General features: G+C 74.0%; 23 protein-coding genes. 20 read left to right on the top strand and 3 right to left on the bottom strand.

Features of this window, described 5'->3' with window-relative positions:
* Positions 1 to 68 precede the first annotated feature (68 nt).
* From ACFPIJ_RS56800 to ACFPIJ_RS56745, 12 genes are all read left to right on the top strand, one after another.
* Positions 69 to 872 (top strand): glycosyltransferase family 2 protein, encoded by an 804-nt coding sequence (locus tag ACFPIJ_RS56800; protein WP_380127901.1) that lies wholly within the window; start codon positions 69 to 71, stop codon positions 870 to 872.
* A gap of 9 nt (positions 873 to 881) precedes the next feature.
* Positions 882 to 1,907, top strand: coding sequence for an NAD-dependent epimerase/dehydratase family protein (locus ACFPIJ_RS56795; RefSeq protein WP_327009561.1), 1,026 nt, complete (start codon positions 882 to 884; stop codon positions 1,905 to 1,907).
* A 63-nt stretch (positions 1,908 to 1,970) separates the two neighbouring features.
* Positions 1,971 to 3,182, top strand: coding sequence for a hypothetical protein (locus ACFPIJ_RS56790; protein ID WP_380127900.1), 1,212 nt, complete (start codon positions 1,971 to 1,973; stop codon positions 3,180 to 3,182).
* Between the two features lie 115 nt (positions 3,183 to 3,297).
* Positions 3,298 to 6,015, top strand: a complete 2,718-nt coding sequence (locus ACFPIJ_RS56785) for an AAA family ATPase (protein ID WP_380127899.1) — start codon at positions 3,298 to 3,300, stop codon at positions 6,013 to 6,015.
* 123 nt (positions 6,016 to 6,138) lie between these two features.
* Positions 6,139 to 7,143: an N-acetyl-gamma-glutamyl-phosphate reductase gene (gene argC / locus ACFPIJ_RS56780; protein WP_380127898.1), complete on the top strand. Its 1,005-nt coding sequence runs from the start codon at positions 6,139 to 6,141 to the stop codon at positions 7,141 to 7,143.
* 85 nt (positions 7,144 to 7,228) lie between these two features.
* Complete coding sequence (argJ, locus tag ACFPIJ_RS56775) at positions 7,229 to 8,404, top strand: bifunctional glutamate N-acetyltransferase/amino-acid acetyltransferase ArgJ (RefSeq protein ID WP_380127897.1); 1,176 nt, start codon at positions 7,229 to 7,231, stop codon at positions 8,402 to 8,404.
* The gene (gene argB, locus ACFPIJ_RS56770; RefSeq protein WP_380127896.1) at positions 8,401 to 9,285 is read left to right on the top strand and encodes an acetylglutamate kinase; all 885 of its coding nucleotides are present in this window, start codon (positions 8,401 to 8,403) and stop codon (positions 9,283 to 9,285) included. Before argJ ends, argB begins: the two co-directional genes overlap by 4 nt.
* Positions 9,282 to 10,448 (top strand): acetylornithine transaminase, encoded by a 1,167-nt coding sequence (locus ACFPIJ_RS56765; protein ID WP_380127895.1) that lies wholly within the window; start codon positions 9,282 to 9,284, stop codon positions 10,446 to 10,448. Before argB ends, ACFPIJ_RS56765 begins: the two co-directional genes overlap by 4 nt.
* Positions 10,448 to 11,359 carry an ornithine carbamoyltransferase gene (gene argF, locus ACFPIJ_RS56760; RefSeq protein WP_380127894.1) on the top strand — a complete coding sequence of 304 codons (912 nt, stop codon included), beginning with the start codon at positions 10,448 to 10,450 and terminating at the stop codon, positions 11,357 to 11,359. The genes ACFPIJ_RS56765 and argF overlap by 1 nt, the downstream gene beginning before the upstream one ends.
* 109 nt (positions 11,360 to 11,468) lie before the next feature.
* Positions 11,469 to 11,975 (top strand): arginine repressor, encoded by a 507-nt coding sequence (gene argR, locus ACFPIJ_RS56755; RefSeq protein ID WP_380127893.1) that lies wholly within the window; start codon positions 11,469 to 11,471, stop codon positions 11,973 to 11,975.
* Between the two features lie 30 nt (positions 11,976 to 12,005).
* Complete coding sequence (gene argH, locus ACFPIJ_RS56750) at positions 12,006 to 13,445, top strand: argininosuccinate lyase (RefSeq protein ID WP_380127892.1); 1,440 nt, start codon at positions 12,006 to 12,008, stop codon at positions 13,443 to 13,445.
* Complete coding sequence (locus ACFPIJ_RS56745; RefSeq protein WP_380127891.1) at positions 13,445 to 14,362, top strand: NADP-dependent oxidoreductase; 918 nt, start codon at positions 13,445 to 13,447, stop codon at positions 14,360 to 14,362. Before argH ends, ACFPIJ_RS56745 begins: the two co-directional genes overlap by 1 nt.
* A 12-nt stretch (positions 14,363 to 14,374) precedes the next feature.
* Here the strand turns inward: ACFPIJ_RS56745 and ACFPIJ_RS56740 are convergent, their stop codons facing one another.
* Positions 14,375 to 14,746, bottom strand: a complete 372-nt coding sequence (locus ACFPIJ_RS56740; RefSeq protein WP_203850030.1) for a PH domain-containing protein — start codon at positions 14,744 to 14,746, stop codon at positions 14,375 to 14,377.
* An 82-nt stretch (positions 14,747 to 14,828) separates the two neighbouring features.
* On the opposite strand from ACFPIJ_RS56740, the gene ACFPIJ_RS56735 reads away from it, so the two are divergent.
* A complete protein-coding gene (locus ACFPIJ_RS56735; RefSeq protein WP_203850031.1) occupies positions 14,829 to 15,014 on the top strand; it encodes a DUF4236 domain-containing protein in 186 nt (61 codons plus the stop codon).
* A gap of 7 nt (positions 15,015 to 15,021) precedes the next feature.
* Here the strand turns inward: ACFPIJ_RS56735 and ACFPIJ_RS56730 are convergent, their stop codons facing one another.
* The gene (locus ACFPIJ_RS56730) at positions 15,022 to 15,504 is read right to left on the bottom strand and encodes a hypothetical protein (RefSeq protein ID WP_380127903.1); all 483 of its coding nucleotides are present in this window, start codon (positions 15,502 to 15,504) and stop codon (positions 15,022 to 15,024) included.
* Positions 15,505 to 15,593: 89 nt separating this feature from the next.
* Here ACFPIJ_RS56730 and ACFPIJ_RS56725 point away from each other — a divergent pair, with 89 nt between their 5' ends.
* The 3 genes from ACFPIJ_RS56725 to ACFPIJ_RS56715 are packed head-to-tail and all read left to right on the top strand — an operon-like array spanning position 15,594 to position 17,523.
* Positions 15,594 to 15,965, top strand: coding sequence for a GntR family transcriptional regulator (locus ACFPIJ_RS56725; protein WP_380127890.1), 372 nt, complete (start codon positions 15,594 to 15,596; stop codon positions 15,963 to 15,965).
* Positions 15,962 to 16,831 (top strand): ABC transporter ATP-binding protein, encoded by an 870-nt coding sequence (locus ACFPIJ_RS56720; RefSeq protein ID WP_380127889.1) that lies wholly within the window; start codon positions 15,962 to 15,964, stop codon positions 16,829 to 16,831. Before ACFPIJ_RS56725 ends, ACFPIJ_RS56720 begins: the two co-directional genes overlap by 4 nt.
* Positions 16,828 to 17,523 carry a hypothetical protein gene (locus tag ACFPIJ_RS56715; protein WP_380127888.1) on the top strand — a complete coding sequence of 232 codons (696 nt, stop codon included), beginning with the start codon at positions 16,828 to 16,830 and terminating at the stop codon, positions 17,521 to 17,523. Before ACFPIJ_RS56720 ends, ACFPIJ_RS56715 begins: the two co-directional genes overlap by 4 nt.
* A gap of 11 nt (positions 17,524 to 17,534) precedes the next feature.
* Here ACFPIJ_RS56715 and ACFPIJ_RS56710 read toward each other — a convergent pair whose 3' ends face one another.
* The gene (locus ACFPIJ_RS56710; protein ID WP_380127887.1) at positions 17,535 to 20,534 is read right to left on the bottom strand and encodes an AfsR/SARP family transcriptional regulator; all 3,000 of its coding nucleotides are present in this window, start codon (positions 20,532 to 20,534) and stop codon (positions 17,535 to 17,537) included.
* A 200-nt stretch (positions 20,535 to 20,734) separates the two neighbouring features.
* Between ACFPIJ_RS56710 and ACFPIJ_RS56705 the strand changes: the two genes are divergently transcribed.
* The 4 genes from ACFPIJ_RS56705 (at position 20,735) to ACFPIJ_RS56690 (ending at position 25,400) form a co-directional block, all read left to right on the top strand.
* Positions 20,735 to 21,859, top strand: a complete 1,125-nt coding sequence (locus ACFPIJ_RS56705) for a M20/M25/M40 family metallo-hydrolase (protein WP_380127886.1) — start codon at positions 20,735 to 20,737, stop codon at positions 21,857 to 21,859.
* Positions 21,856 to 22,728 carry a GNAT family N-acetyltransferase gene (locus ACFPIJ_RS56700; RefSeq protein WP_380127885.1) on the top strand — a complete coding sequence of 291 codons (873 nt, stop codon included), beginning with the start codon at positions 21,856 to 21,858 and terminating at the stop codon, positions 22,726 to 22,728. The genes ACFPIJ_RS56705 and ACFPIJ_RS56700 overlap by 4 nt, the downstream gene beginning before the upstream one ends.
* Positions 22,729 to 23,835, top strand: coding sequence for an o-succinylbenzoate synthase (gene menC / locus ACFPIJ_RS56695; RefSeq protein ID WP_380127884.1), 1,107 nt, complete (start codon positions 22,729 to 22,731; stop codon positions 23,833 to 23,835). It begins immediately after the preceding gene.
* 68 nt (positions 23,836 to 23,903) lie between these two features.
* Complete coding sequence (locus ACFPIJ_RS56690) at positions 23,904 to 25,400, top strand: MFS transporter (protein ID WP_380127883.1); 1,497 nt, start codon at positions 23,904 to 23,906, stop codon at positions 25,398 to 25,400.
* Positions 25,401 to 25,404: the final 4 nt, after the last annotated feature.

Genomic DNA, 25,404 nt, shown 5'->3' with positions numbered 1-25,404 from the left:
TACCGTGACCTGCAGACCGACATCCCGGTCGCGGACATGTGGGGCATCACCAACAAGGGGGTTCGCGTATGACCCTCATGCCGCAGGTGTCTGTGGTGATCCCGGTGTACAACGAGGGCGAGGCGATCGTGCCCTGCCTGGAGCGGATCCTGCGGGCCGTGCTGATGCCGGCCGAGGTCCTCGTCGTGCACGACATGCCGGAGGACACCACGGTGCCCTTCGCCCACTCCGTCGCGGCCCGCGACCCCCGCGTCCGCACCGTGCTCAACACGTACGGTCGTGGCCCGGCCAACGCGATCCGCTTCGGTATCGACGTGGCGCAGGCCCCCGTCGCCGTGGTCACCATGGCCGACGGCTCCGACGACCCGCGCCAGATCGAGGACCTCGCCCGGCTCGTCGAGCGGGGCGTGGTCGTGGCGGCGGCGTCGCGGTACATGCCCGGTGGGCAGCAGGTCGGCGGTCCCCGGTTCAAGCGGGCGCTGTCCCGCGGCGCGGGGCGGTCCCTGCACCTGTTCGCGCGGGTCGGGACCCGGGACGCGACGAACAGTTTCAAGGCGTACTCGACGACGTTCGTCCGGCAGGTCGGGATCGAGAGCAAGACCGGGTTCGAGATCGGGATCGAGCTGACCGCGAAGGCGGCCCGGCTGCGGTTGCCGGTGGCGGAGATCCCGACGATCTGGCTCGACCGGCAGCTGGGCGAGTCCCGGTTCGACGTCGGCCGGTTCCTGCCCAGTTATCTGAAGTGGTGGCGGTTCGCGTTCGGTCGCCGGCTCACGATGGAGCAGGTCGCGAAGCGGCCCGCGTCGTCGGCGGCGCGGGACGACGCACAGGCCGCCCGCGCCAACTTTTCCAGCAACGCCGTTCAGAACTAAGGAGTGTTTGTGGCAAAGGTCCTGGTCACCGGTTCGGCCGGGTTCATCGGTGGGTACGTCGTGGAGGAGCTGCTGTCCCGCGGCTATCAGGTGGTCGGCCTGGACAACTACTCGAAGTACGGTCCGGTCACCCGCAGCTACGACTCGCACCCCGACTACCGGTTCGTGGAGGGCGACGCGCGGGACGTCGACCTGGTCACCGAGCTCCTCGACGGCTGCGACCACTTCATCGCCGGCGCGGCGATGATCGGTGGCATCTCCTACTTCCACGCCTACGCCTACGACCTGCTCGCGACCAACGAGCGGATCATGGCCTCGTCGTGCGACGCGGCGATCAAGGCGCACCGCGACGGCACCCTCAAGAAGATGACCTACCTGTCGTCGTCGATGGTGTTCGAGTCCACGACGCACTGGCCGTCGAAGGAGGGCGACGAGCGGCTCGTGCCGCCGCCGCTGTCGTCCTACGGCTTCCAGAAGCTGGCCGTGGAGTACTACGCGAAGGCCGCCTGGGACCAGTACAAGCTGCCGTACACGATCGTGCGGCCGTTCAACTGCGTCGGCGTCGGCGAGGGCCGCGCGCTCGGCGAGGTCGAGGTGCTGTCCGGCAACGTGAAGCTCGCCATGTCGCACGTCGTGCCCGACCTGGTGCAGAAGATCGTGAAGGGGCAGGACCCGCTGCACATCCTCGGCGCCGGTGACCAGGTCCGGCACTACACCTACGGTGGTGACCTGGCCAAGGGCATCATCGCCGCGATGGAGCACGAGGACGCGGTCAACCAGGACTTCAACATCTCCACCGCCGAGTCGACCACGGTGCTCGAACTGGCCGAGGTGATCTGGAAGAAGATCAAGGGCGCCGACGTGCCGTTCAGCGTCGTGTCCGACGACCCGTACGAGTACGACGTGCAGAAGCGCGTCCCGGACGTGTCGAAGGCCAAGGAGATCCTCGGCTACGAGGCCAACACCTCGCTTGACGAGATGCTCGACGAGGTCATCCCCTGGGTGACCCAGGCCGTCAAGGACGGCAAGCTGTAAGGCCCGGGTACCTCCTGCGGGCGCCTCGCACCACGGTGCGGGGCGCCCGTTCGTTTGACCTGTGTGACCATGCTCCGCTGGGCCTTCCCGGTGTTCGTCGTCATCAGCCTGTCCCGGGGCGGCTTCAACAGCGTCTGGGCCGAGGACGGGCAGGAGTTCCTGACCGACGCGCTCACCCTGCCCTGGTACGAACCGTTCGCGACGCCCTTCAACGGCTACTTCCACACCGTGGCCCGCGCCTGCTTCGCGCTCATCGCCCTGTTCCCGGTCCCGTGGGCGGCGGCGCTGAACGCCGGCACCGCCGCCGCCCTCACCGCGGCGCTCGCCTGTCTCGTCGCGGCCGCCGCCCGGGACCGGCTCGGCCCCGCGGCGGGCCTGGTCATCGGCGCGAGCGCGGCCGTGCCGATGGGCTACGTGCCGAACACCCTCGCCCAGCTGCAGTTCCCCCTCGTGTACGCGGGACTGTGGATGCTGCTGTGGACCCCCACGACCCGGGCCGCCCGCGCCGCCGCCGTCGCGCTGCCGGGCCTGGCGGCGCTCAGCTCGATGCTCGGGCTGCTGCTCGTGCCGGTGGCGCTGCTGCGAACGGCGCGACGGCGGGACCGCGACTCGGTGCTGCGCGCCCTCGCCCTGCTGCCCGGCGTGGCGCTGCAACTCGGGTCGTTGCTGCTCGGCGGGTCGCGGCGGGCCGTCGGGGAGCGACCGGACCTGGACCCGTTCTCCGTCGCCGGGACCTACCTGCGCTGGGGGGTGCCGCGCTCGTTCCTCGGCGACGCGTGGCTGGCCCCGCCCGTCACCGACCCCTTCGGGCACCGCGCCCTCGTCCTGCTCGGCCTCGCCGTCCCGATCGCGGTCGTCGCCGTCGCCCTGCTCCGCGGGACCTCGGAGCGGCGGTGGCGGCTCGCCGCGTTCCTCGCCGGGTTCGCCGCGTTCGCCGGGGCGTTCCAGCTCGCCGTGCACGGCGCCCCCGAGGGCCGCTACCTGGTGCTGATCACCCTGCCGAACATCGCCGCCGCGGTCGCGCTCGCCGTGCCCGCCGGCCCGCCGTCGAGAAGCGTCCCGTTTGTCGCGTTGGCGACACTCGTGGCCGTCGTCGGCATCGCCAATCTGCGACCGGGCGGCTACACCGACGGCCTGCCGCGCTGGGACACGACCGTTGCCGAGGCGCGCACGCAATGCCAAGCGGAGCCACATTTGCGGAGGGTGACGGTCCATACCGCACAGTGGCCGATGCTCGGCTGGGAGGCGGTCCTGCCCTGCGACCGGCTCCGCTGACAGTGTTCAACATCGCGTCGCCCGGAGGTCCGTCCGCGTTGGGCAGGCGTTGCGGCGAGATGGCGTTCGGGAGAGACTCGGCGTCTGAATGGCATCGAGGAGTGGAGCAGTGGTGGTGAGCACCTGGCCGGCCGCGCCGTTCGGCCGCGCTGAACTGCTGGCTCACGCCCGCGAGCGGCTCACGGGCGGCGGCGGCGTGCTGCTCTACGGCCCCGCCGGGATCGGCAAGTCCACCATCCTCGACGCCATCGCCGGCGGGGAGACCGACGCCCTCGTGCTGCGGGCCGCGGCCGCCGAGGCCGAGGCCGACCTGCCCTACCTCGCGCTGGTCGACCTGTTCGACGGCGCCCCCGACGCCGCCGAGCACCTGCCGCCGCACCTGCGGGCCGCGCTGGACGGCGCCCTGCTCAGGAGCGCGCTGCCGGCGACCCCGCACGACCAGCTCGCGGTGCGCCTCGCCGTCCTGGAGCTGCTGCGCGCCCTCGCCGCGGAACGCGCCGTGCTGCTCGTCCTGGACGACGTGCAGTGGATCGACGAACCCAGCGCCGAGGTGCTGCGGTTCGTCGCCCGCCGGATCGGTGAGACGCCGGTGCGGATCCTCGCCGCCGAACGGGTCCCCGACGGCGACCCGGCGACCCGCCTGGACCTGTGCCCGCCGCCGGGCACGACGCTGCCCGTGCCGCCGCTGCCGGAGAGCGACGTGGCGGACCTGCTGCGCGCCCGGTTCGGTGCCGAGGCCGGCCGGGCGCACCTGCACCGCATCTACGAGGCCAGCGCCGGCAACCCCCTCTACGCCGTCGAGCTGGGCCGGGCCCTGGGCAGCACGCCGTTCCCCACCACCGACCCGCTGCCCGTGCCGGACCGGCTCCGCGAGCTCCTGGCCGCGCGCCTCGCCGCGCTGCCGGCGCCCGACTGGCCGGCGCTGCTGGTCGTGGCCGCCGCCGCCCGCCCCAGCCTGGCGCTGCTGCGGCGGTGCGGCCTCGCCGAGCACCACCTCGACGCGGCCCTCGCCTCGTCGGTGCTGGACGTCGACGGCGAGGGTGCGATCCGGTTCAGCCACCCGTTGCTGCGGGAGATGGTGTACGCCGACGCGACCGCCGCCGCCCGGCGCGAGGCGCATGAGCGGCTCGCCGACACCGTCTCCGACCCGGTCGACCGGGCCAGGCACCTCGCCGCCGCCCGCCCCGAGCCGGACGAGGCCCTCGCGGAGTGCCTCGCCGACGCCGCGTCCGCCGCCCGGCTGCGCGGCGCCCCGGCGATGGCCGCCGACCTCGCCGCGCTCGCCGCGGACCGCACCCCGCGCGACACCCCCGGCGTCGGCGCGGTCCGCCGGCTCAGCGCCGCGCAGTACGCGTACGCGGCCGGCTCGCCCGTCGACGCCCGGCGGCACGCGACCGCCGCGCTGCGCGACGCCGCGGACCGGCGCACCCGCATCGGCGCGCGGCTGCTGCTGGTGGAGATGTCCGGCGAGGACCATTCCAACTCCGGCCCGCTGCTGGACGCCGCGTTCGTCGAGGCCGTCGACACCCCCGACCTGCTCGCTCACGTGCGGCTGTACAAGGGCGTCAAGGCCTACTACGACGGCGACGGCGAGGGCGCCCTGGCGGAGCTCAAGCGCGCCGAGGAGGCCGCCGAGCTGTGCGGTGACATGGAACGCCTCGTCGAGGTGCTCAGCTGGAAGGGCAACATCCTGCTCGGCACCCAGGGCGACGAGTACCTCGAACGGGCCGGGAAGCTCGCCCGTGGGCTGTCGCTGACCCCGGCGACGGTCGCGGCCCGGCAGGTCGCCGCGATGAGCCGGCTGTTCAAGGGCGAGACCGCCGAGGCGGTGCGCCGCATCGAGGCGCTGCGCATCGCCGTGGAGCGGGCTGGCACCGTGCGTGACCTGGCCTCCGTGCTGGTGTCCGTGGCCGGCGTCTACTGGCGGGCCGGCCGCTGCGCCGACGCGGTCGCCGCGGGCCGCGAGTGCGTGCGGCTGTATGTCGACGTCGAGACCACCCCGGGCCCCGGCTACCTGGTCGCCGCGCTCGCGGAGAGCGGTGGCGGCACCGCGACCGCCGCCGCCGGCTACGCGGAGCGCGGTCTCGCCGCCTGCCTCGCCGCCGGCGACGAGGACTGGATCAAGCTCGCCTACGCCGCGTCGGGCCTCGTGCACGTGCTGCGCGGCGACCCGGTCGCGGCGGCCGAGGCGATGCGCGAGGCGTACGCCCTGGACCAGCGGCTCGGCCGGCTCGACCCGGGCGTCCTGCCGTGGCACGCCGACTTCATCGAGGCGCTCGTCGGTGCCGGCGCCCGCGCCGAGGCCGCCGAGGTCCTCGAAGAGGTGAACAAGCACGCCCGGCACCTGGACCGCACCATCGTGTTCCTCGGCCTGGCCCGGGCCCGGGCGGTCCTCACCGCCGCCACCGGCGAGGCCCGCGAGGCCGCCGAGACGCTGCACCGGGCGATCGAGGAGTGGCAGGACCACCCGTATCCGCTCGAGGTCGCGCGGGCCTACTACACGCTCGGCGGCCTGGAGCGCCGTGCCCACCGTCGGGGCGCGGCCCGGGCGGCGCTGTCGGAGGCGGTGCGCCGGTATGCGGCCGCCGAGGCGCACCCGTGGCGCGAGGTCGCCGCGGCCGACCTGGCCCGGCTCGACGGCGGCCGGGGCGCGGGGCTGTCGGAGACCGAGCGGCGGATCGTGGAGCTGGTGCGCGCCGGCGCCACCAACCGCGAGATCGCCCGCGCGCTGTTCCTGTCGATCAAGGCGGTCGAGGCGAACCTGACCCGGCTCTACCGGCGGCTCAACGTCCGCAACCGCGCCCAGCTCGCCAGGGTCCTCGACCCCGAGTAGCCCACCCGCCAGATCCCCCGATCGACCGGTCCGGGTGAGCGCGATGTGAATCGCCGCCCGGGGCGGTGATGCTCGCCGCAATCCGCTTGAAACACGGCGATGCATAGAGATACAGTGCAACGCATGGGAATACGAGTCGCTGTCGCCGGTGCGTCCGGGTACGCGGGCGGGGAGCTGCTCCGGCTGATCGCCGGGCATCCCCACCTCGACCTGGCCGTCGCCACCGGGTTCGCGCAGGCCGGATCGAGGATCGGCGCGGTGCACCCACACGTGCGCTCGCTGCGGGACGTCGTGCTGGCGAAGACCGAGCCGGACGTGCTCGCCGACGCCGACCTGGTGTTCCTGGCGCTGCCGCACGGCGAGTCCGCGGCCCTCGCCGCGCAGCTGCCGGACACGGTGAAGGTCGTCGACATCGGCGCCGACTTCCGGCTGCGGGAGGCGACCGACTGGACGAGGTACTACCCCGGAGCGCACGCCGGCACCTGGACCTACGGCCTGCCCGAGCTGCCCGGCCAGCGGGACCGCATCGCCGCGTCGAGCCGGGTCGCCAACACCGGATGTTATGCGGTGTCGGTGACCCTGGCCCTCGCGCCGCTGATCGCGGCCGGGGTCGCCGACCCCGAGGACGTCGTGGTCGTCGCCGCGTCCGGCACGTCCGGCGCGGGCCGCTCCGCGAAGGTGCACCTGCTGGCCTCGGAGGTGATGGGGTCGCTGTCGCCGTACAAGGTGGGCGCGCACCAGCACGTGCCGGAGATCAAGCAGGCGACCGGGGCGCGCACGCTGTCGATGACGCCGGTCCTGGCGCCGATGCCCCGGGGCATCCTCGCCACCGTGACCGCCCGGCCGCTGACGGGCGCCGACCCGCGCGAGGTCCTGGCGGCGGCCTACGACGGCGAGCCGTTCGTGCAGGTGCTCCCCGAGGGGCAGTGGCCGCACACGGCGAGCACGTTCGGCGCGAACGCCGCGCACCTGCAGGCGACCGTCGACGTCGACAGCGGCCGGATCATCGTCGTGTCCGCGATCGACAACCTCGTCAAGGGCGCCGCGGGACAGGCCGTGCAGAACGCCAACCTGATGCTCGGGCTGCCGGAGACGGCCGGGCTCACCGCCGACGGGATCGCGCCGTGAGCGGGCCGGAGCGTAGCGGAGGAACCGTGAACCATGATCGCAGCCTCAGGTCAGGACGGCGCCGGAGCGCAGCGGAGGTGACGTCATGACTGTCACCGCCCCCAAGGGGTTCCGGGCCGCGGGTGTCGCGGCCGGGCTGAAGGCGACCGCGGGCGCCCTGGACGTGGCGCTCGTCGTCAACGACGGGCCGGACTGGACCGCGGCGGCCGTGTTCACCAGCAACCGGATCAAGGCCGCGCCGGTGCTGTGGAGCCAGCAGGTGCTGCGCGCCGGCATCGTGCGGGCCGTCATCCTCAACTCCGGCGGCGCCAACGCGTGCACCGGGCCGGCCGGCTTCCAGGACACCCACGCCACCGCGGAGCACACCGCGGCCGTGCTGTCCGGGCGGGCGTCGCGGTTCCCGGTCGGCGCCGGCGACGTCGCCGTGTGCTCCACCGGCCTCATCGGGGAGCGGCTGCCGCTGAAGAAGCTGCTGTCCGGGGTCGACGCCGCCGCCCGCGGGCTCGCCCGGGACGGCGGGGCGGCCGCCGCGACCGCCATCATGACCACCGACACCGTGTCCAAGACCGCCGTCCGCAGCGGGCAGGGGTTCACCGTCGGCGGGATGGCCAAGGGCGCCGGGATGCTCGCGCCGGGCCTCGCCACGATGCTGGTGGTGCTGACCACCGACGCCGTCGCCGACGCGGACGTGCTCGACGCCGCGCTGCGGGCGGCGACCCGGGTCTCCTTCGACCGGATCGACTCCGACGGCTGCATGTCGACCAACGACACGGTGCTGCTCATGGCCAGCGGCGCGGCCGGGATCCAGCCGACCCAGGAGGAGCTGACCGAGGCCGTCACCGCGGTCTGCGCCGACCTGGCCACGCAGCTCATCGCCGACGCCGAGGGCGCCACGAAGGAGATCGCGATCGAGGTCACCGGCGCGGCCGGCGAGGACGACGCGGTCGAGGTCGGCCGGTCGATCGCCCGCAACAACCTGGTGAAGACCGCGTTCTTCGGCAACGACCCCAACTGGGGCCGGATCCTGGCCGCGATCGGCACCACGGCGGCCGCGTTCGAGCCCGACGAGGTCGACGTCGCCATCAACGGCGTGTGGATCTGCAAGGGCGGCGCCGCGGGGGAGGACCGCGCGACGGTCGACCTCAGCGCCCGCGCGGTCACCGTCACCGTCGACCTGCACGCCGGCGACGCCAGCGCCACGGTCCGGACCAACGACCTGTCGATGGGCTACGTGCACGAGAACTCGGCATATTCATCGTGAACGGGCGCAACCTCGGGATCGCGCTGGGCAAGGCGAACACGCTCATCGAGGCGCTGCCGTGGCTGGAGCGGTTCTCCGGCTCCACGATCGTGGTCAAGTACGGTGGCAACGCCATGCTCGACAACGAGCTGAAGCGGGCGTTCGCCGCCGACATGGTGTTCCTGCGGCACGTCGGCATCAAGCCGGTCGTCGTGCACGGCGGCGGCCCGCAGATCTCGGCGATGCTCAAGCGGCTCGGCATCGCCAGCGAGTTCAAGGGCGGCCTGCGCGTCACCACCCCCGAGACCGCGGACGTGGTCCGGATGGTGCTCGTCGGGCAGGTCGGCCGGGAGCTCGTCGGGCTCATCAACGAGCACGGCCCGCACGCGGTCGGCATGTCCGGTGAGGACGCCGGGCTGTTCACCGCGGTGCGGCGGCCCGCGATCATCGACGGTTCACCGGTCGACATCGGCCAGGTCGGCGACGTCGAGCACGTCAACATCGGCGCCGTCGCGGACCTCATCGCGGCCGGCCGCATCCCGGTCGTGTCGACGGTCGCGCCGGACGCCGACGGCGTGCTGCACAACCTCAACGCGGACACCGCCGCCGGGGCCCTGGCGATCGCGCTCAAGGCGCGCAAGCTCGTCGTCCTGACCGACGTGGAGGGGCTCTACGCCCGCTACCCGGACCCGGAATCGCTGATCTCACAACTGACCGCGGACCAGCTCGCGGACCTGCTGCCGACACTGGAGTCGGGCATGGTGCCGAAGATGGAGGCGTGCCTGCGCGCCGTCAAGGGCGGGGTGCCGGCCGCGCACGTCGTCGACGGCCGGGTGCCGCACTCGCTGCTGCTGGAAGTCTTCACATCGGAGGGGTTCGGGACCATGGTGGTGGCAGAATGACGCTGGTTCAGCGCTTCGAGGCGTCGGTGATGAACACGTACGGTCCGCCGTCGCTGGGACTCGTCAGCGGCAGCGGGTCCGTGGTGGTCGACGAGGCCGGACGCTCCTATGTGGACCTCCTCGGCGGGATCGCGGTCAACCTCCTCGGCCACGCCCACCCGGCCGTCGTCGCGGCCGTGACCGCGCAGATCTCGACCCTCGGGCACGTGTCGAACCTGTTCGCCTCGCCGCCGGTGGTCGCGCTCGCCGAGCGGCTCCTGGACCTCGCCGGCCGGCCCGGGGCCGTGTTCTTCGGCAACTCCGGCGCGGAGGCGAACGAGGCCGCGTTCAAGCTGTCCCGGCGCACCGGCCGCACGAAGATCGTCGCCGCGCAGGCCGGGTTCCACGGCCGCACGATGGGTGCCCTCGCGCTCACCGGGCAGCCCGCGAAGCAGGACCCGTTCCGGCCGCTGCCCGGCGAGGTCGTGCACATCCCCTACGGTGACGTCGCCGCGCTGGAAGCCGCCGTCGACGACGCCACGGCGATGGTGCTGCTCGAACCGATCCAGGGCGAGTCGGGCGTCGTCGTCCCGCCCGCCGGCTACCTCACCGCCGCCCGGGAGATCACCGCCCGGCACGGCGCGCTGCTCGCCCTCGACGAGGTGCAGACCGGGATCGGCCGGACCGGGTACTGGTTCGCCCACCAGGCCGAAGGGGTCCGTCCCGACGTCGTCACCCTCGCCAAGGGCCTCGGCGGCGGGCTGCCGCTCGGCGCGATGATCGCCTTCGACGACGCGGCCACGCTCCTGGGCCCCGGCATGCACGCCTCGACGTTCGGCGGCAACCCGGTCTGCTGCGCCGCCGCCCTCGCCGTGCTCGACACCATCGAGTCCGAGCAGCTCCTCGACCACGTGAAGCAGCTCAGCGAACGGATCCGCCGCGGCGTCGAGGCCCTCGCGCACCCCCTCACCAAGGAGGTCCGCGGCGCCGGGCTGCTGCTCGGCATCGTCCTGCACGGCCCCGCGGCGGGAGCCCTCGCCGCGGTGCTGCGCGACGCCGGCTTCCTCGCCCAGGCGGCCCAGCCGGACGTGCTGCGCATCGCCCCGCCGCTGATCCTCACCGACGGGCAGGCCGACGCGTTCGTCGCCGCGCTCGGCCCGGCCCTGGACGCGGTGCAGGCCTGATGGCGCACCACCCGCCCCGGCACCTCCTCCGTGACGACGACCTGACCCCGGCCGAGCAGGCCGAGATCCTGGACCTGGCGGCGGCGATGAAAGCCGACCGGTACGGTCACAAACCCCTCGCCGGGCCGAAGGCCGTCGCCGTCATCTTCGAGAAGCAGTCGCTGCGGACCCGGGTGTCGTTCGAGGCCGGCATCGCCGAGCTCGGCGGCGCGCCGCTCATCATCGATGCCCTCAGCACCCACTTCGGGCGCGGCGAGGACATCGGCGACGCGGCGAAGGTCCTGTCCCGCTACGTGTCGGCGATCGTCATCAGGTCGAATGTGGACGCCCGGGTCGCGGAGCTCGCGCGGCACGCGACGGTGCCGGTGGTCAACGCGCTCACCGACGGCTTCCACCCGTGCCAGCTGCTCGCCGACCTCCTCACGGTCCGCGAGCGGCTCGGTTCGACGCAGGGCCGGGTGCTCACGTATCTCGGCGACACCGCGAACAACATGGCCAACTCCTACGCCCTCGCCGGCGCGACCGCCGGCATGGCGGTGCGCCTGAGCGGCCCGGCCGGCTTCGAACCGGACCCGGCGATCCTGGACGCCGCCCGGTTGCGGGGGCCCGTCGAGTGGGTCCCGGACCCGGCGGACGCGGTCAAGGGCGCCGACGTGGTCGTCACGGACACCTGGACGTCGATGGGGCAGGAGGCCGACGGGCTCGACCGGATCACGCCGTTCCTGCCGTATCAGGTCAACGCGGCGCTCATGGCGGGCGCGCCCGAGGCGATCGTGCTGCACTGCCTGCCCGCGCACCGCGGTGACGAGATCACCTCGGAGGTCATGGACGGGCCGCAGAGCGCGATCTGGGACGAGGCCGAGAACCGGCTGCACGCGCAGAAGGCGCTCCTGGCCTGGCTGCTGGCGTGAGCGGGCCGGAGCGCAGCGGAGGCCCGCTCATCGCGGGAACAAGCAGTGGAAGCATCGTGCCGGAGCGCAGCGGGGGCCCGCTCATCGCGGGCACAACAGAGGAGGCGCCGTGAGCACACCCGTCTCCAAGGCGGCGCGGCACGACCGGATCGCGGGGCTGATCCGCGGGTCGGCGGTGCGGTCGCAGACCGAGCTGGCCGAGCTGCTCGCCGGCGACGGGATCCAGGTGACGCAGGCGACGCTGTCGCGGGACCTGGAGGAGCTGCGGGCCGTGAAGGTCCGCGGCGAGTACCTCATCCCGGAGGACGGCGAGCGGGCGCTGCGCCCGGCCGAGGAGGCGCCGACCCGGCTGATCCGGCTGCTGCGGGAGCTGCTGACCGGCGTCGACTGCTCCGGCAACCTCGTCGTGCTGCGCACGCCGCCCGGCGCCGCGCAGTTCCTGGCCAGCGCGATCGACCGCACCGGCCTGCCGGACATCGTGGGCACCATCGCGGGCGACGACACCATCATGGTCGTCGCCCGCGAGGCACCCGACCCGCAGGGACGCCCGACCGCCGGCGAGCTCCTCGCGGCGAAACTCACCGACTGGGCGCACCTCGAAGGCCCGTCAAAGTGACGCGATCTTGCGCTATGGAAGGATCGTCGCGTGGCAACTTCGTCTTCTGAGTCCCCGACCCGCCTCTGGGGCGGCCGCTTCGCCGGCGGTCCCGCCGAGGCGCTCGCCCGGTTGTCGGTGAGCGTGCAGTTCGACTGGCGGTTGGCGCCGTACGATCTGGCCGGGTCACGGGCACACGCGCGGGTCCTGGCCCGGGCCGGCCTGCTCGACGCCGACGAGCTCGGCCGGATGCTGGCCGCCCTCGACGACCTCGAGTCGGCCTGCGCCGCCGGGGACTTCCGGCCGACCGTCGACGACGAGGACGTGCACACCGCCCTGGAGCGGGGGCTGCTGGAGCGGCTCGGCGCCCTCGGCGGGAAGCTGCGCGCCGGCCGGTCCCGCAACGACCAGGTCGCCACCGACCTGCGGCTGTACCTGCGCGACCACGCCCGCGGGGTGGCCGCCCGGATCGTGGAGCTCGCCGACGCGCTCGTCGAGCAGTCCGCCCGGCACGTCGACACGCCCGCGCCGGGGTTCACGCACCTGCAGCCGGCGCAGCCGATCGCGTTCGGCCACCAGCTGCTCGCCCACGTGCAGGCGCTGCTGCGGGACCTGGACCGGCTGCGGGACTGGGACGTGCGGGCCGCGGTGAGCCCGCTCGGCGCCGGTGCGCTCGCCGGGTCGTCGCTGCCGCTCGACCCGACGCAGGTGGCGAAGGAGCTCGGCTTCAGCTCGGCCGCGGCGAACTCCATCGACGCCGTTTCCGACCGGGACTTCGTCGCGGAGTTCCTGTTCATCGCGGCCCTCACCGGCGTGCACCTGTCGCGCCTCGGTGAGGAGGTCGTGCTGTGGACGACCCCGGCGTTCGGCTGGGTGCAGCTCGACGACGCGTTCGCGACCGGGTCGTCGATCATGCCGCAGAAGAAGAACCCCGACATCGCCGAGCTCGCCCGCGGCAAGTCCGGCCGGCTCATCGGTCACGTCGCCGGTGTCCTGGCGATGCTGAAGGGCCTGCCCCTGGCGTACGACCGGGACCTGCAGGAGGACAAGGAACCCGTCTTCGACGCGGTCGACACGCTCGAGCTGGTGCTGCCGGCCCTGGCCGGCATGATCTCCACGATGACGGTCCGGGTCGACCGGCTCGCCGAGCAGGCACCGGTCGGCTACACCCTCGCGACCGAGGTCGCCGAGTGGCTGGTCCGGCAGGGTGTGGCGTTCCGCGACGCGCACGAGATCACCGGCAAGCTCGTCGTCATCGCCGCGGCCCGCGACGTCGGCCTCGACGAGGTCTCCGACGAGGACCTGCACGCCGTCAGCCCGCACCTGACCCCGGACGTCCGGTCCGTGTTCTCCGTCCCCGGCGCCCTCGCCGCGCGCACCACCCCGGGTTCCACCGGTCCCGGGCCGGTGTCCGACCAGCTCGCCGTCGCCGCCGACAAGCTCGACCGGTGGCGGACCTGGTCCGCGGAGTCGGTGCTACCGTCCGAATGATGCGACGTGTGACACAGGACGTCCTCGGTGACGCGTCGGTGCTGCGGATCGTCGAGGCCGAGATCCCGGTGCCCGGCCCGACGGAGATCCTGGTCGAGATGCGCGCCGCGGGCGTCAACCCGGTCGACTGGAAGGTCCGCACCGGCGGCGGCGTCCTGGGCGTCCCGCCGTTCACGGTCGGCTGGGAGCTGTCCGGCGTCGTCGCCGCCACCGGCACCGGTGTCACCCGGTTCGCCGTCGGCGACGAGGTGTTCGGCATGCCCCGCTTCCCCGGTGAGGCGGCCGCCTACGCCGAGTACGTCACCGGACCCGCCCGGCAGTTCGCCCTCAAACCGCCGAACCTGAGCCACGAGCAGGCCGGTGGGCTCGCCCTCGCCGGCCTCACCGCCTGGCAGGTCCTGGTCGAGACCGCCGGGGTCCTTGCGGGGCAGCGCGTGCTGATCCCGGCGGCGGCCGGTGGTGTCGGGCATCTCGCGGTCCAGATCGCGAAGTGCCGCGGCGCGTATGTCATCGGCACGGCGTCAGCCCCGAAACACGACTTCGTGCGGTCCCTCGGCGCCGACGAGGTCCACGACCACCGCGCCGGTGGCCCGGCAGTCGTGTTCGGAGGGGTGAAGGACGTCGACGTGGCCGTCGCCACCGTCGCCGGGCAGATCCCGGCCCTCGCGGCGGCCCTGGCCCCGGATGGGGCGCTCATCGCGCTCAACGGCGTCGACGCCGACGCGGTCACCGAGGCCGGCGGCGTGTTCCTGCTCGCCGAGCCCGACCGGGCCGGTCTGGAGCATCTGACCGCCCTCGTCCTCGACGGCCGGCTCACCGTCCACGTCGACCGGGTCTTCCCGCTCGACCTGGTCGCGGAGGCGCACCGCTACGGTGAGCTCGGCCACACCACCGGCAAGATCGTCCTGATCCCCTGACCGGGCGGGCCGTCAGTGCCCGGTCGCGTAGTGCAGGATCACGTTGTGGATGTGCTGGGTCTTCTCGACCCCGCGGACCTCGATCTCGAAGATGTGGGCGCCGACGTGCACGGCGATGTTGCCGCTGCTGAAGAAGCTGCCGGCCCAGGACTTGTTGCTCACGATGGAGACCGCGGTGACCTTGGCGTAGGGGATCGACGTGAGGGCGAGGCGCTTGCCGACGAACGACTTGTCCTGCAGGATCACCCGGCGGTCGGTGAGGCCGATGAACCCGGTGCCGATGCCGACCGCGTCGTAGACGGCGATGATGGTCTCGCCGGGCAGGAGCCCGGACACGATCTGCTCGTACTGCTCGCGCCGGTCGTATTTCACCTGTTGTGCCATACGTCCAACGTAGACGGACCCCTCAACCCGGGCCCTGGCGCGCATGGTTCATCCTGGATGGCACACCCCCCGAGGAGGACCCGTGCCGATCCTGTTCCGCAAGGCGATGCGCTTCGGCCCACTGGTGCTGAACTTCACCCCGAAGGGCCTGTCCTCCTGGGGCCTGAAGATCGGCAAGTGGTCGTGGAACTCGAAGACCAGGGCGCACCGCTACGACCTGCCCGGCCCGTTCTCGTGGCGCAGCCGCGGCCGGCGCGGCGGCAGCTGACCGCCCGCTACCGCCCGTCCTGACGGACCGTCCCGGTGCTGAACACCCGCACCGGGACGTTCACCGTGCCCGGGTCGACGCTCCACCGCGCCGCGACCCGGTGAACGTCGCCGTCGTCGACGAGCTCGCCGAAGGACCGCTCCAGGTCCGACGCCTCGCCCACCTCGTCGATCTCGCCCTCGGCCGAGGCGAACGAGCGCAGCAGGTCACCTTCGCGGGCGCGCTGCCACCGGTACACCTGCAGCCCCCGATGTGACGAGAAGAACTGCACCTCCGTGCCGAGGGTCGCGGACAGCCCCGTCACGTCCGGCCGGTCCTTCAGCAGCGCCATGCCCAGGACCAGGATCCAACCGTCGAGCTGCGGGGTCACGATCACCCGGTCGTCGGTGAAATACGCCAGGTCGACGCCGGAGCGCCAGTCGACCTCGCCGAGCTCGGTGAGCCCGAGCGCCGCCGCCGGATCCCGGTCGCGCACGGCCAGCCACGCCATCTTCTGCACACCTCGACGCTACCCGTTGACACGCACCCGGCGAGGTTGCATGGTTCATTACATGAGTAATGAACCGACGAACCACGCCGATGGATGACGGACGGCCGATCTTCCTGCAGATCGCCGCGCAGCTCGAGACGTCGATCATCGACGGATCGCTGCCCGAGGAGGCGCAGGTCCCGTCGACGAACGAGCTCGCGGCCTTCCACCGGATCAACCCCGCCACCGCGGCCAAGGGCGTCAACCAGCTCGTCGACGACGGTGTGCTCTACAAGAAGCGAGGCATCGGCATGTTCGTCTCCCCCGGCGCGCAGGCCAAGCTCCGGCAGCGCCGCAAGGACCAGTTCGGCGAGCAGTACCTGCAGCCGCTGCTGGCCGAGGCGGCCAAGCTCGGCATCCACCCGGCCGAGCTCAAGATGATGATCGACCGCTACCTCGGCGCCAACAAGGAGCAGCGATGACCCCGGTCGTTTCCGTGCAGGACGTGTCGAAGCACTACCGATCCGTGGCCGCGCTCGACGGCGTCAGCTTCGAGCTGCGGCGCAACGGCATCTACGGCCTGCTCGGCCGCAACGGTGCCGGCAAGACCACCCTCATGCAGCTGCTCACCGGGCAGCAGTTCGCCACCGGCGGCACCATCCGCGTCTTCGGCGCCGACCCCGTCGAGAACAGCGATGTGCTCAAGCAGGTCGCGTTCGTCAAGGAGAGCCAGCGCTACCCGGACACGTTCCGGGTCCGCCACGTCCTGCTCGCCGGCCGGCTGCTGTTCCCCGCGTGGGACGAGGCCTTCGCCCGCTCGCTCGTCGCCGACTTCGAGCTGCCGGTGGGCCGGCCGGTGAAGAAGCTGTCCCGCGGCATGCTGTCCGCGCTCGGCGTCATCGTCGGGCTCGCCTCCCGCGCCCCGCTGACGTTCTTCGACGAGCCGTACCTGGGCCTGGACGCCACGTCCCGCCGGCTGTTCTACGACCGGCTCCTCGCCGACTACGCCGAGTTCCCGCGCACCGTCGTGCTCTCCACCCACCTCATCGACGAGGTCAGCGACCTCATCGAGCACGTGCTGCTCATCGAACGCGGCCGGCTCGTCCTGGACGAGGCCGCCGACGCGCTGCGCGGCCAGGTCGTCACCCTCACCGGCCCGGCGTCGGCCGTCGACCAGCTCACCGTCAACGCCGACGAGCTGCACCGCGAGCACCTCGGCCCGCTCACCCGCGCCACCGTGCGGGGCGACGTCCCCGCCGGCCGGGCCCGCGAGGCCGGCGTCCAGCTGGAGCCCGTCTCGTTGCAGCAGCTCGTCGTCCGCATCACCGCCCGGGAGGCCGTCTCATGAACCGCGTCTTCGCCGTCACCCGCCTGCAGGCGGCGGGCCGCCGCGACGGGCTGCTCTGGCCCCTCGTGGTCCTCGGCATCGCCTTCGCCGTCAACCTGCTCGTCTTCGGCTCGATGGGCGACGAGATCGGCGACCGTCCGGTCACCGGCGGCCTGGCCAGCGTCTACATCACCGGCCTGGCCTTCGGCGCCGTCGCGGTGGCCCAGCAGTTCCCGTTCGCCCTCGGCATGAGCGTCACCCGGCGCGAGTTCGCCACCGCGCTCGGCCTGTTCACCCTCGCCCAGACCGCGATCTACGCCGTGCTGCTGGTCGTCCTGCAGGCCGTGGAGAACGCCACCGACGGCTGGGGGCTGCGGCTGCGGTTCTTCGGCCTGGGCCTGATCGACGGGTACGGGGTGCCGGCCCAGCTGCTGATCTACGCCGTGCCGATGCTGCTGATGAGCGTCATCGGGATCGCCCTCGGCACCGTCTACGTGCGCTGGCACACCAACGGCGTCTTCGGCGCGATCTGCGCCGTCGTGATCGTCCTCGGCGGCACCGCGGGGCTGGTCACGAAGTACGGGCGCTGGCCCGCGGTCGGCGCGTGGCTCGCCGACCAGGGCGCGCTGCCGCTGGTCGCCGGCTGGCCGTCGGTCGTGGCCGGGCTGCTGGCCCTGCTCTCCTGGACCGCGCTGCGCCGCGCCACCCCCTGACGACCTGACGGTCAGGGGGCCGGGTTGAGGGCGGCGAGGATCGAGCGGGCGCGGCGGCGGTGGTCGGCGGCGGTGACCGGGTCGGCGGCGGCGTCGTGGGCGTCGGCGAGGTGGGCCAGGACGCCGGCCTCGCCGGAGCAGTCGCCGAGCTCGCGATACGCCCGCAGCGCGTGGCCGTAGCAGGCGATCGCCTGGCGCGGGTCGCCGAGGTGCTGGTGGGCGTGCCCGACGGCGTCCCAGGCGCCGGCCTCGCCGTGCCGGTCGTCGAGCGCGATCGTCTCGGTGAGCGCCTCGCGGCAGCGTTGCAGGGCCTCGCGGTGCTCGCCGAGGCGGCCGTGGATCCAGCCGGTGGCGTTGAGGGCCCGGGCCCGCCAGAGCCGGTCGCCGAGCCGGTCGAAGAGCCGCAGGGCGCGGCCGGTGAGGGCGAGGGCCTCGGGGTAGCGGCGCAGGTCGTGGGCGAGCCAGCCGAGGTGGTGACCGGCCCGGGCCAGGCCGGCCGCGTCACCGAACTGTTCGTGGATCCACATCGCGGCGCCGAGGTGGTGTTCGGCGTCCTCGTGGCGGCCGATGCGGGCGTACGTGCGGCCGAGCGCGCACGCGGCGTCGCCGAGGCCGGCCCGGTCGCCGGCGCGGCGGCGGGCCCGCAGCGCCGCCTCCTGGGTGGCGGTGAGGTCGTGCCAGCGGCCGCGGCGGTCGAGGTACGTGGTCGTCGCGTCGGCGAGCTGCCAGGTGTGCGCGTCGAGGCCGGCCTCCGCGGCGAGGTGCACGGCGGACAGCAGCGGGCGGCGTTCGGTGTCGAACCAGGCGAGGGCCTCGTCGCGGGTGGCGAGGCGGGAGACGACGGTGCCGGGCTGCGGGCCGGTGAGCGGCTCGCCGGTGCGGGTCGGGTCGAGCAGCCGCGCGGCGGCGTCGGCGGTGTGCAGGTAGTGGTCGAGCAGCCGGTGGACGGCGAGCCGGTAGCCGGGTGCGGCGTCGTGGACGGCGGCCTGTTCGGCGGCGTACGCGTGCAGCAGGTCGTGCAGGCAGAACCGGCCGGGGGCGGGCTCGGCGACGAGGTTGGCGCGCAGCAGCTCGGCCAGGGGCTGCATCGAGGTGGGGGCTGGAGCGAGGCGAGGCGCAGCGCCTGGGCCGGGCCGGTCCGGCGCAGCGCGCCGGGCCGGCCCGGGCGAGTGGTCGGGCCGCGCCGGGCGCGCCTGGTTACCGGTGTTGTGTCCAGGTGTGACCGGCGTGGGTCCAGCGCCTGGGCCGGGCCGGTCTGGCGCAGCGCGCCGGGCCGGCCTGGGCGAGGCGTCTGAGTCCGCCGCAGCCCGGCCATCCACTTCGATACGGCCCCTGGAAGCGCCGGCCGCCGCGGCGGGCCCGCCGGCGAGGCTGGCGATCGCGTCGGCGCCGAGGTCGGGGCCGGGGGCGAGGCTGAGGCGGCGCAGCAGCTCCGCGGCGGCCGGCCGCAGCGCCCGGTAGGACCAGGAGAACACCGCCCGCGGGTCGCTGACCGGGTCGTCGCCGGCGATCGCGTCGAGGGTGCCGGCGGCGCGCAGGGACCCGGCGAGGTCCGCCAGGGGCAGCTCGGGGCGGGTCGCGGCGCGGCCGGCGACGACGGCCAGGGCGAGGGGCAGCCGCGCGCAGCGGGTCACGATCTCGGCGACGGCGGCCGGTTCGGCGGCGACCCGGGCCGCACCGAGGCGGCGGATCAGCAGGTCGCCGGCCTCGCCGTCGCTGAGCAGGCCGACGGTGACGGGCAGCGCGCCCTCGAGCGCGACGAGCGAGCCGAGCGCGTCGCGGCTGGTGACGACGGTGAGGCAGCCGGGCGCGCCGGGCAGCAGCGGGCGGACCTGCCCGGCGTCGCGGGCGTTGTCGAGCACGATGAGGACCCGCCGGCCGGCCAGGAGGCTGCGCAGCAGCGCGGCCTGCGCGGCGACGTCGGCGGGGACCCTGGCGGCGGCGACGCCGAACGCGTCGAGGAAGCCGCGCAGGGCGTCGGACACCTCGACGGGGCGGCCACCGGGGTCGAAGCCGCGCAGGTTGACGTACAGCTGCCCGTCGGGGAACTGCCCGGCGGCGCGGTGTGCCCAGTGCACGACGAGCGCGGACTTGCCGACGCCGGCGGTGCCGGTGACGGCGGCGACCGCGACCTCGCGCTCGCCGGTGAGCAGCTGGTCGAGGTCGGCGAGTTCCCCGGCCCGCCCCGCGAAGGTGGGCACGGTCAGCGGCAGCTGCGCCGGCACCGGGCCGGCGGCGGGGGCCGCGCCGGCCGGTTCGAGGGGCCCGTCGGCGGCGGGCGGGGCGTCCAGGTCCGGGTCCTGGCGCAGGATCGCGGACTCGAGGTCCCGCACTGCCGCGCCGGGTTCGATGCCGAGGTCGTCGTGCAGCGTGCGGCGCAGCCGCCGGAACGCGGCGAGGGCGTCGGCCTGGCGGCCCAGCCGGTACAGGGCCAGGATCAGCTGCCCGTGCAACTGCTCGTCGAACGGGTGCTCCCGGGTCAGCTGCTCCAGGTCGGGCAGCAGGTCCGCGTGCTGGCCGAGGTCGAGCCGGGCCTCGATCAGGGCGCGCCGCCCGCGCAGCCACAGCTGGCCGAGGCGCTCGGCCTGCTCGTCGAGCCACGGCAGCCCGCCGGCGTCGGCCAGGGGCGCGCCCCGCCACAGCTCCAGCGCGGCCTGCAGGTGCCGGGCGCGGGTGGCGGGACCGGCGGCGTGCAGGCCCGCGGCGATGAGCCGTTCGGCGACCGCGACGTCGGTGCCGTCAGTGCCCGTGTCGAGCAGGTAGCCCGGTGGGCGGGCGGTGACGGCGGCCTTGTCGTCGAGGGTGCGCCGCAGGTATGACACGTGGCTCTGCAACGCGTTGACCGCGTTCGGCGGGGCGGCGTCGCCCCACACCAGGTCGACGAGGCGGCCGGTGCTGACGGCCTCGCCCGGGTGCAGGCCGAGGATTGCGAGGACCGCCTTGCGCCGCTGCCCCCGCACCGGGCGCGCGGCGCCGCCGACCAGCACGTCGACCGGACCGAGAAGCCTCACCCGCAAGCCGACCGCCCCCCAACGGTAGATTGATTGCGCCGAATCTATCGACGGATCGGCCCGTGCGCCGCCGGGTGTCCGACTCTCGGCGACGCAACCGGCCGCGGGCACCATCGGTCCGCATCGACGGCGGACCGGCACCGGTGGCGGGGGATCCCGCACCGGGGGTGCGCGGCGGATGATCCGGATAGGTTGGACCGATGAGCGCGTTGGAGCAACTCCGGGCCGCCGCGCCCGTCATGCGTGAGGACCTTGCCGGGCTCGTCGCCGTCGAGTCGCCGTCGGCCGACCTCGACGCCCTGGCCAGGTGCGCCGACGTCGTCGCCGAGCTCGGCAAGCGGTGCACCGGGCTGGCGCCGGAGCGGGTCGTCGTCGCGGACCGGCCGCACCTGCGGTGGCGCTTCGGCGGCGGGCCGGTCCGGGTCGTGCTGGTCGGGCACTTCGACACGGTGTGGCCGCTGGGCACCCTGGCCCGGTGGCCGTTCGCGATCGACGGCGACCGGTGCACCGGACCCGGCGTGGTCGACATGAAGGGCGGCCTGGTCGTGCTGTTCCACGCGCTGGCGGACCTGGCGGCCCGGTCGGACCTCGACGGGGTCGCCGTGGTGTGCAATTCCGACGAGGAGATCGGCTCGCCGACGTCGCAGGCGCTCATCGAGGACACCGCGGCCGGCGCGGCCGGCGCGCTGATCCTGGAGGGCAGCGCCGGGGGGCGGCTGAAGATCGCCCGGAAGGGCATCGCGCACTACTCGCTGCGGGTCACCGGCCGGGCGTCGCACGCCGGGGTCGCCCCGCACCTCGGGATCAACGCCGGGATCGAGCTGGCGCACCAGGTGCTGCGGATCGCGGCGCTCGGCGCCCCGCCGGACACGACCGTGACCCCGACCGACTCGAGCGCCGGCACGACCAGCAACACCGTGCCGGCGGGCGCGCGGCTCAGCGTCGACGCGCGGGCGTTCGACCCGGCGGAGCTGGCCCGGGTCGACGCGGCGCTGCGCGGCCTGCGCCCGGTGCTGCCGGGCGCGGAGCTGCTGGTGGAGCTCGGCCCGTCCCGGCCGGCGATGCCCGCGTCGGCGTCGGCGGCGATGTTCGCCCTCGCCCAGCGGGTGGGCCTGGAGCTCGGGCTGCCGCCGCTGGTGGGCGAGGCGGTCGGCGGCGGCTCCGACGGCAACCTCACCGCCGGGATCGGCGTGCCGACCCTCGACGGCCTCGGTGTCATCGGCGGCAACGCGCACGCCGAGGGGGAGTGGTCCGACCTGGCCAGCATGCCGGACCGGGCCGCGCTCGTCGCCGGGCTGGTGGACGCGATCGGCCGCGAGCCGTGAACTCCCTGGTGGCGGACGCGTGGGCGTGCGCCCGGGCGGCGGGGGAGCGGGCCGGGGTCGAGGTGATCGAGGTCGCCGACGCCGGGGACGCGGCCGCGTTCGAGGACACGTCGCTGCTGCTGCAACGGGTGTGGCGGGCCGACCACCCGGCCGAGATCGCGGCACCGGGGCTGCTGCGGACGTATGCGCACTCGGGCAACTACGTCGCCGGGGCGCTGCGGGCCGGCCGGCTGGTCGGGGCGGCCGTCGGCTTCTTCGGCCGGGACGAGACCGGCACCCCGCACCTGCACTCGTTCGTCGCCGGGGTCGAGCCCGGCGGCCTCGGCCGGGGCGTCGGGTTCGCGCTGAAACAGCACCAGCGGGCCTGGACCCTGGCCCGGGACGTGCCGGAGGTGCGCTGGACCTACGACCCGCTCGTCCTGCGCAACGCGTACTTCAACCTGGGCAAGCTCGGCGGGCAGGCGGTGCGCTACCTGCCGGAGTTCTACGGCGCGATGGCCGACGGCATCAACAGCGGCGACCTCAGCGACCGGCTGCTGCTCGTGTGGCGGCTGGCCTCCCCCGAGGCCGTCGCCGCCGCCCACGGCGATCAGGTCGTCGTGGATCTGGCGGGTACGCCGAAGCTCCTCGACCGCACCACGGACGGCGCACCGGTCGCCGGGCCCGGCGGTGCCGGCGCTGCCGCCGTACCGACGCCGCGGTTGCTCGTGGCAGTGCCCACCGACGTGGAGGACCTGCGGCGGCGCGATCCGGCGGCGGCGACGGCGTGGCGCCTGGCGGTGCGCGCGGCGATGGTCGGCCGGCTGGCGGCCGGATGGCGGGTCGCGGGCGTCTCCCGCGACGGGTTCTATGTGCTGGAGGAAGCGTAGATGCGGTTGGCAGGGTTGGAGTTGCGGCGGATCGCGATGCCGCTGGTCGCGCCGTTCCGCACCTCGTTCGGGACCGAACGGGAGCGGGACGTGCTGCTGGTGCGGGCGGTCGGCGCGGACGCCGAGGGCTGGGGCGAGTGCGTGGCGATGGGGGCGCCGCTGTACTCCTCGGAGTACGTCGACGGCGCGGCCGAGGTGATCCGCCGGTTCCTCGCGCCCGCCCTCGCGGGCCGCGACGTGGACGCCTGGTCGGCCGAGGCGCTGTTCGCGCCGTTCAAGGGGCACCCGATGGCGAAGGCGGCGGTGCAGACGGCGGTGCTCGACGCGGTGCTGCGGGCGGCCGGCACGCCGCTGGGCGGGTTCCTCGGCGCGGTCCGCGACCGGGTGCCGGCAGGGGTCTCGGTCGGCATCATGGACTCGGTCCCGGCGCTGCTGGACGCGGTCGCCGGGTATCTCGACGCCGGATATCTGCGGATCAAGCTCAAGATCGAGCCGGGCTGGGACGTCGAACCGGTCCGCGCGGTCCGGGAACGGTTCGGTGACGCGGTGCTGCTGCAGGTGGACGCGAACACCGCGTACACCCTCGGCGACGCGCGGCAGCTCGCCCGGCTCGACCCGTTCGACCTGCTGCTCATCGAGCAGCCGCTGCCGGAGGACGACGTGCGCGGGCACGCGGCCCTGGCGCGGCTGGTCCGCACGCCGATCTGCCTGGACGAGTCGATCGTCAGCGCCCGCGCCGCCGCGGACGCCATCGCGCTCGGCGCGTGCTCGATCGTCAACATCAAGCCCGGCCGGGTCGGCGGCTACCTGGAGGCGCGGCGGGTGCACGACGTGTGCGTCGCCAACGGGGTCGCGGTGTGGGCGGGCGGGATGCTGGAGACCGGGCTCGGCCGGGCCGCGAACGTGACCCTCGCCGCGCTGCCCGGGTTCACGCTGCCCGGCGACACGTCCGCCTCGGACCGCTACTACGCCCGCGACATCACCGCGCCGTTCGTTCTGGAGGCGGGCCATGTGGCGGTGCCGGCCGGCCCGGGGATCGGCGTCACGCCCATTCCGGACGTTCTGGCGGAGGTGACGACCGCCACGTCCTGGATCCCGTTCAAGTAACTTTACAGGCGTTAGCTGACGTGGTTAACCTTACGGGCGTAAACACACGTCCCTAAGGGGTGCCTGCAATGTCCGAACATCCGCGCCGGTGGGCCGCGCTCGCGGTGCTCAGCCTCACCCTCGTCGCCGTCACCCTCGACAACTCCGTGCTGAACACCGCCCTGCCGTCCCTGGCGCACGGGCTGCACGCCACCACGTCGGACCTGCAGTGGATCACCGACGCGTACACCCTCGTCTTCGCCTCGGCGCTGATCCTCGCCGGCAGCCTCGGCGCCCGGCTCGGCTCGCGCCGGGCGCTCATCGGCGGCCTGGTCGTCTTCGGCGGCGGGTCCGCGATCGCGGCGCTGTCCGACTCGCCTGGGCAACTGATCGCGTGGCGGGCGGTGATGGGGCTCGGCGCCGCGTTCGTCATGCCGGCGACCCTCGCGATCATCACCCGCATCTTCACCCCCGCGGAGCGGCCGAAGGCGTTCGCGGCCTGGTCGGCGGCGGCCGGCGTCGGCGTGCTCATCGGGCCGGTGACCGGCGGGGCGCTGCTGGAGCACTACTCGTGGAGCAGCGCCTTCTGGATCAACGTGCCGCTCGTCGCTGCTGCTCTGGTCGCCGTTTTCCGTCTGGTACCGGCGGTGCCCGCGGTGCGCACCGGGCGGCTGGACGTGCTCGGGGCTGTGTTGTCCACCGCCGCGGTGGCCTTGCTGGTGGACTTCGTGATCCAGGCGCCGTCGCGGGGCTGGACCTCGATCTTCGGCTTCGGGGAGTTGGCCGTTGCAGCGTTTTTGTCCGTCTTTTTCGTGATCTGGCAGTTGCGGACCTCGTCGCCGCTGGTGCGCCTGGACCTGTTCGCCAACCGGACCTTCCTGCTCGCCGCCCTGTCCCTCGCCGTGGTGTTCTTCGTCCTGTTCGGCACGCTGTTCGAGCTGTCGCAGTACCTGCAGCTGGTGCACGGCTACAGCCCGCTCGTCGCCGGGCTCGGCGCGATGCCGTTCGCCGTCGCCATGGCGACCACGTCGGCGACCTCGGCGCTGCTGTCCAAGCGGCTCGGGGTGCGCTGGACCCTCGTCCTCGGCCTGTCCCTCGCGGTCGTCGGCCTGCTGTCGCTGTCCACCACGGCGGTGCACACCGCCTTCTGGCAGGTCGCGTTCGGCACCGGGATCATCGGCCTCGGCATGGGCATGATGATGGCCCCGGCCAGCCTGCAGATCAGCGGCTCCGTCCCGGCCGAGTACAGCTCCATGGCCGGCGCGCTCAACAGCGTCATCCGGGAGCTCGGCGGCGTCCTGGGCATCGCGGTCCTCGGCACCGTGGTCTCCTCGGCGTACCGCGGCGACCCGGCGCTCGTCCTGCCGGACGCCGACCTGCCGGCCGCGCACGCCGCCGCGGCCGCCCTGCCGCCGGCCGACGCGCAGCGCGTCCTGTCCGCCGCCGACGCCGCGTTCACCGCCGCGATGGACCGTGGTGCCCTCGTCGCGGCCGGGATCGCGCTCCTGATGGCCCTGGCGGTGGCGGTCATCCGGCCCGCCGCACCGGTTCCCGCCGTGCCGGTCCTCGTCCCGCAACCGGCATGATGGA

This window comes from Dactylosporangium cerinum, assembly GCF_042653625.1.
Classification (GTDB): domain Bacteria; phylum Actinomycetota; class Actinomycetes; order Mycobacteriales; family Micromonosporaceae; genus Dactylosporangium; species Dactylosporangium cerinum.
This window is presented reverse-complemented; position numbering and strand designations above follow the sequence as displayed.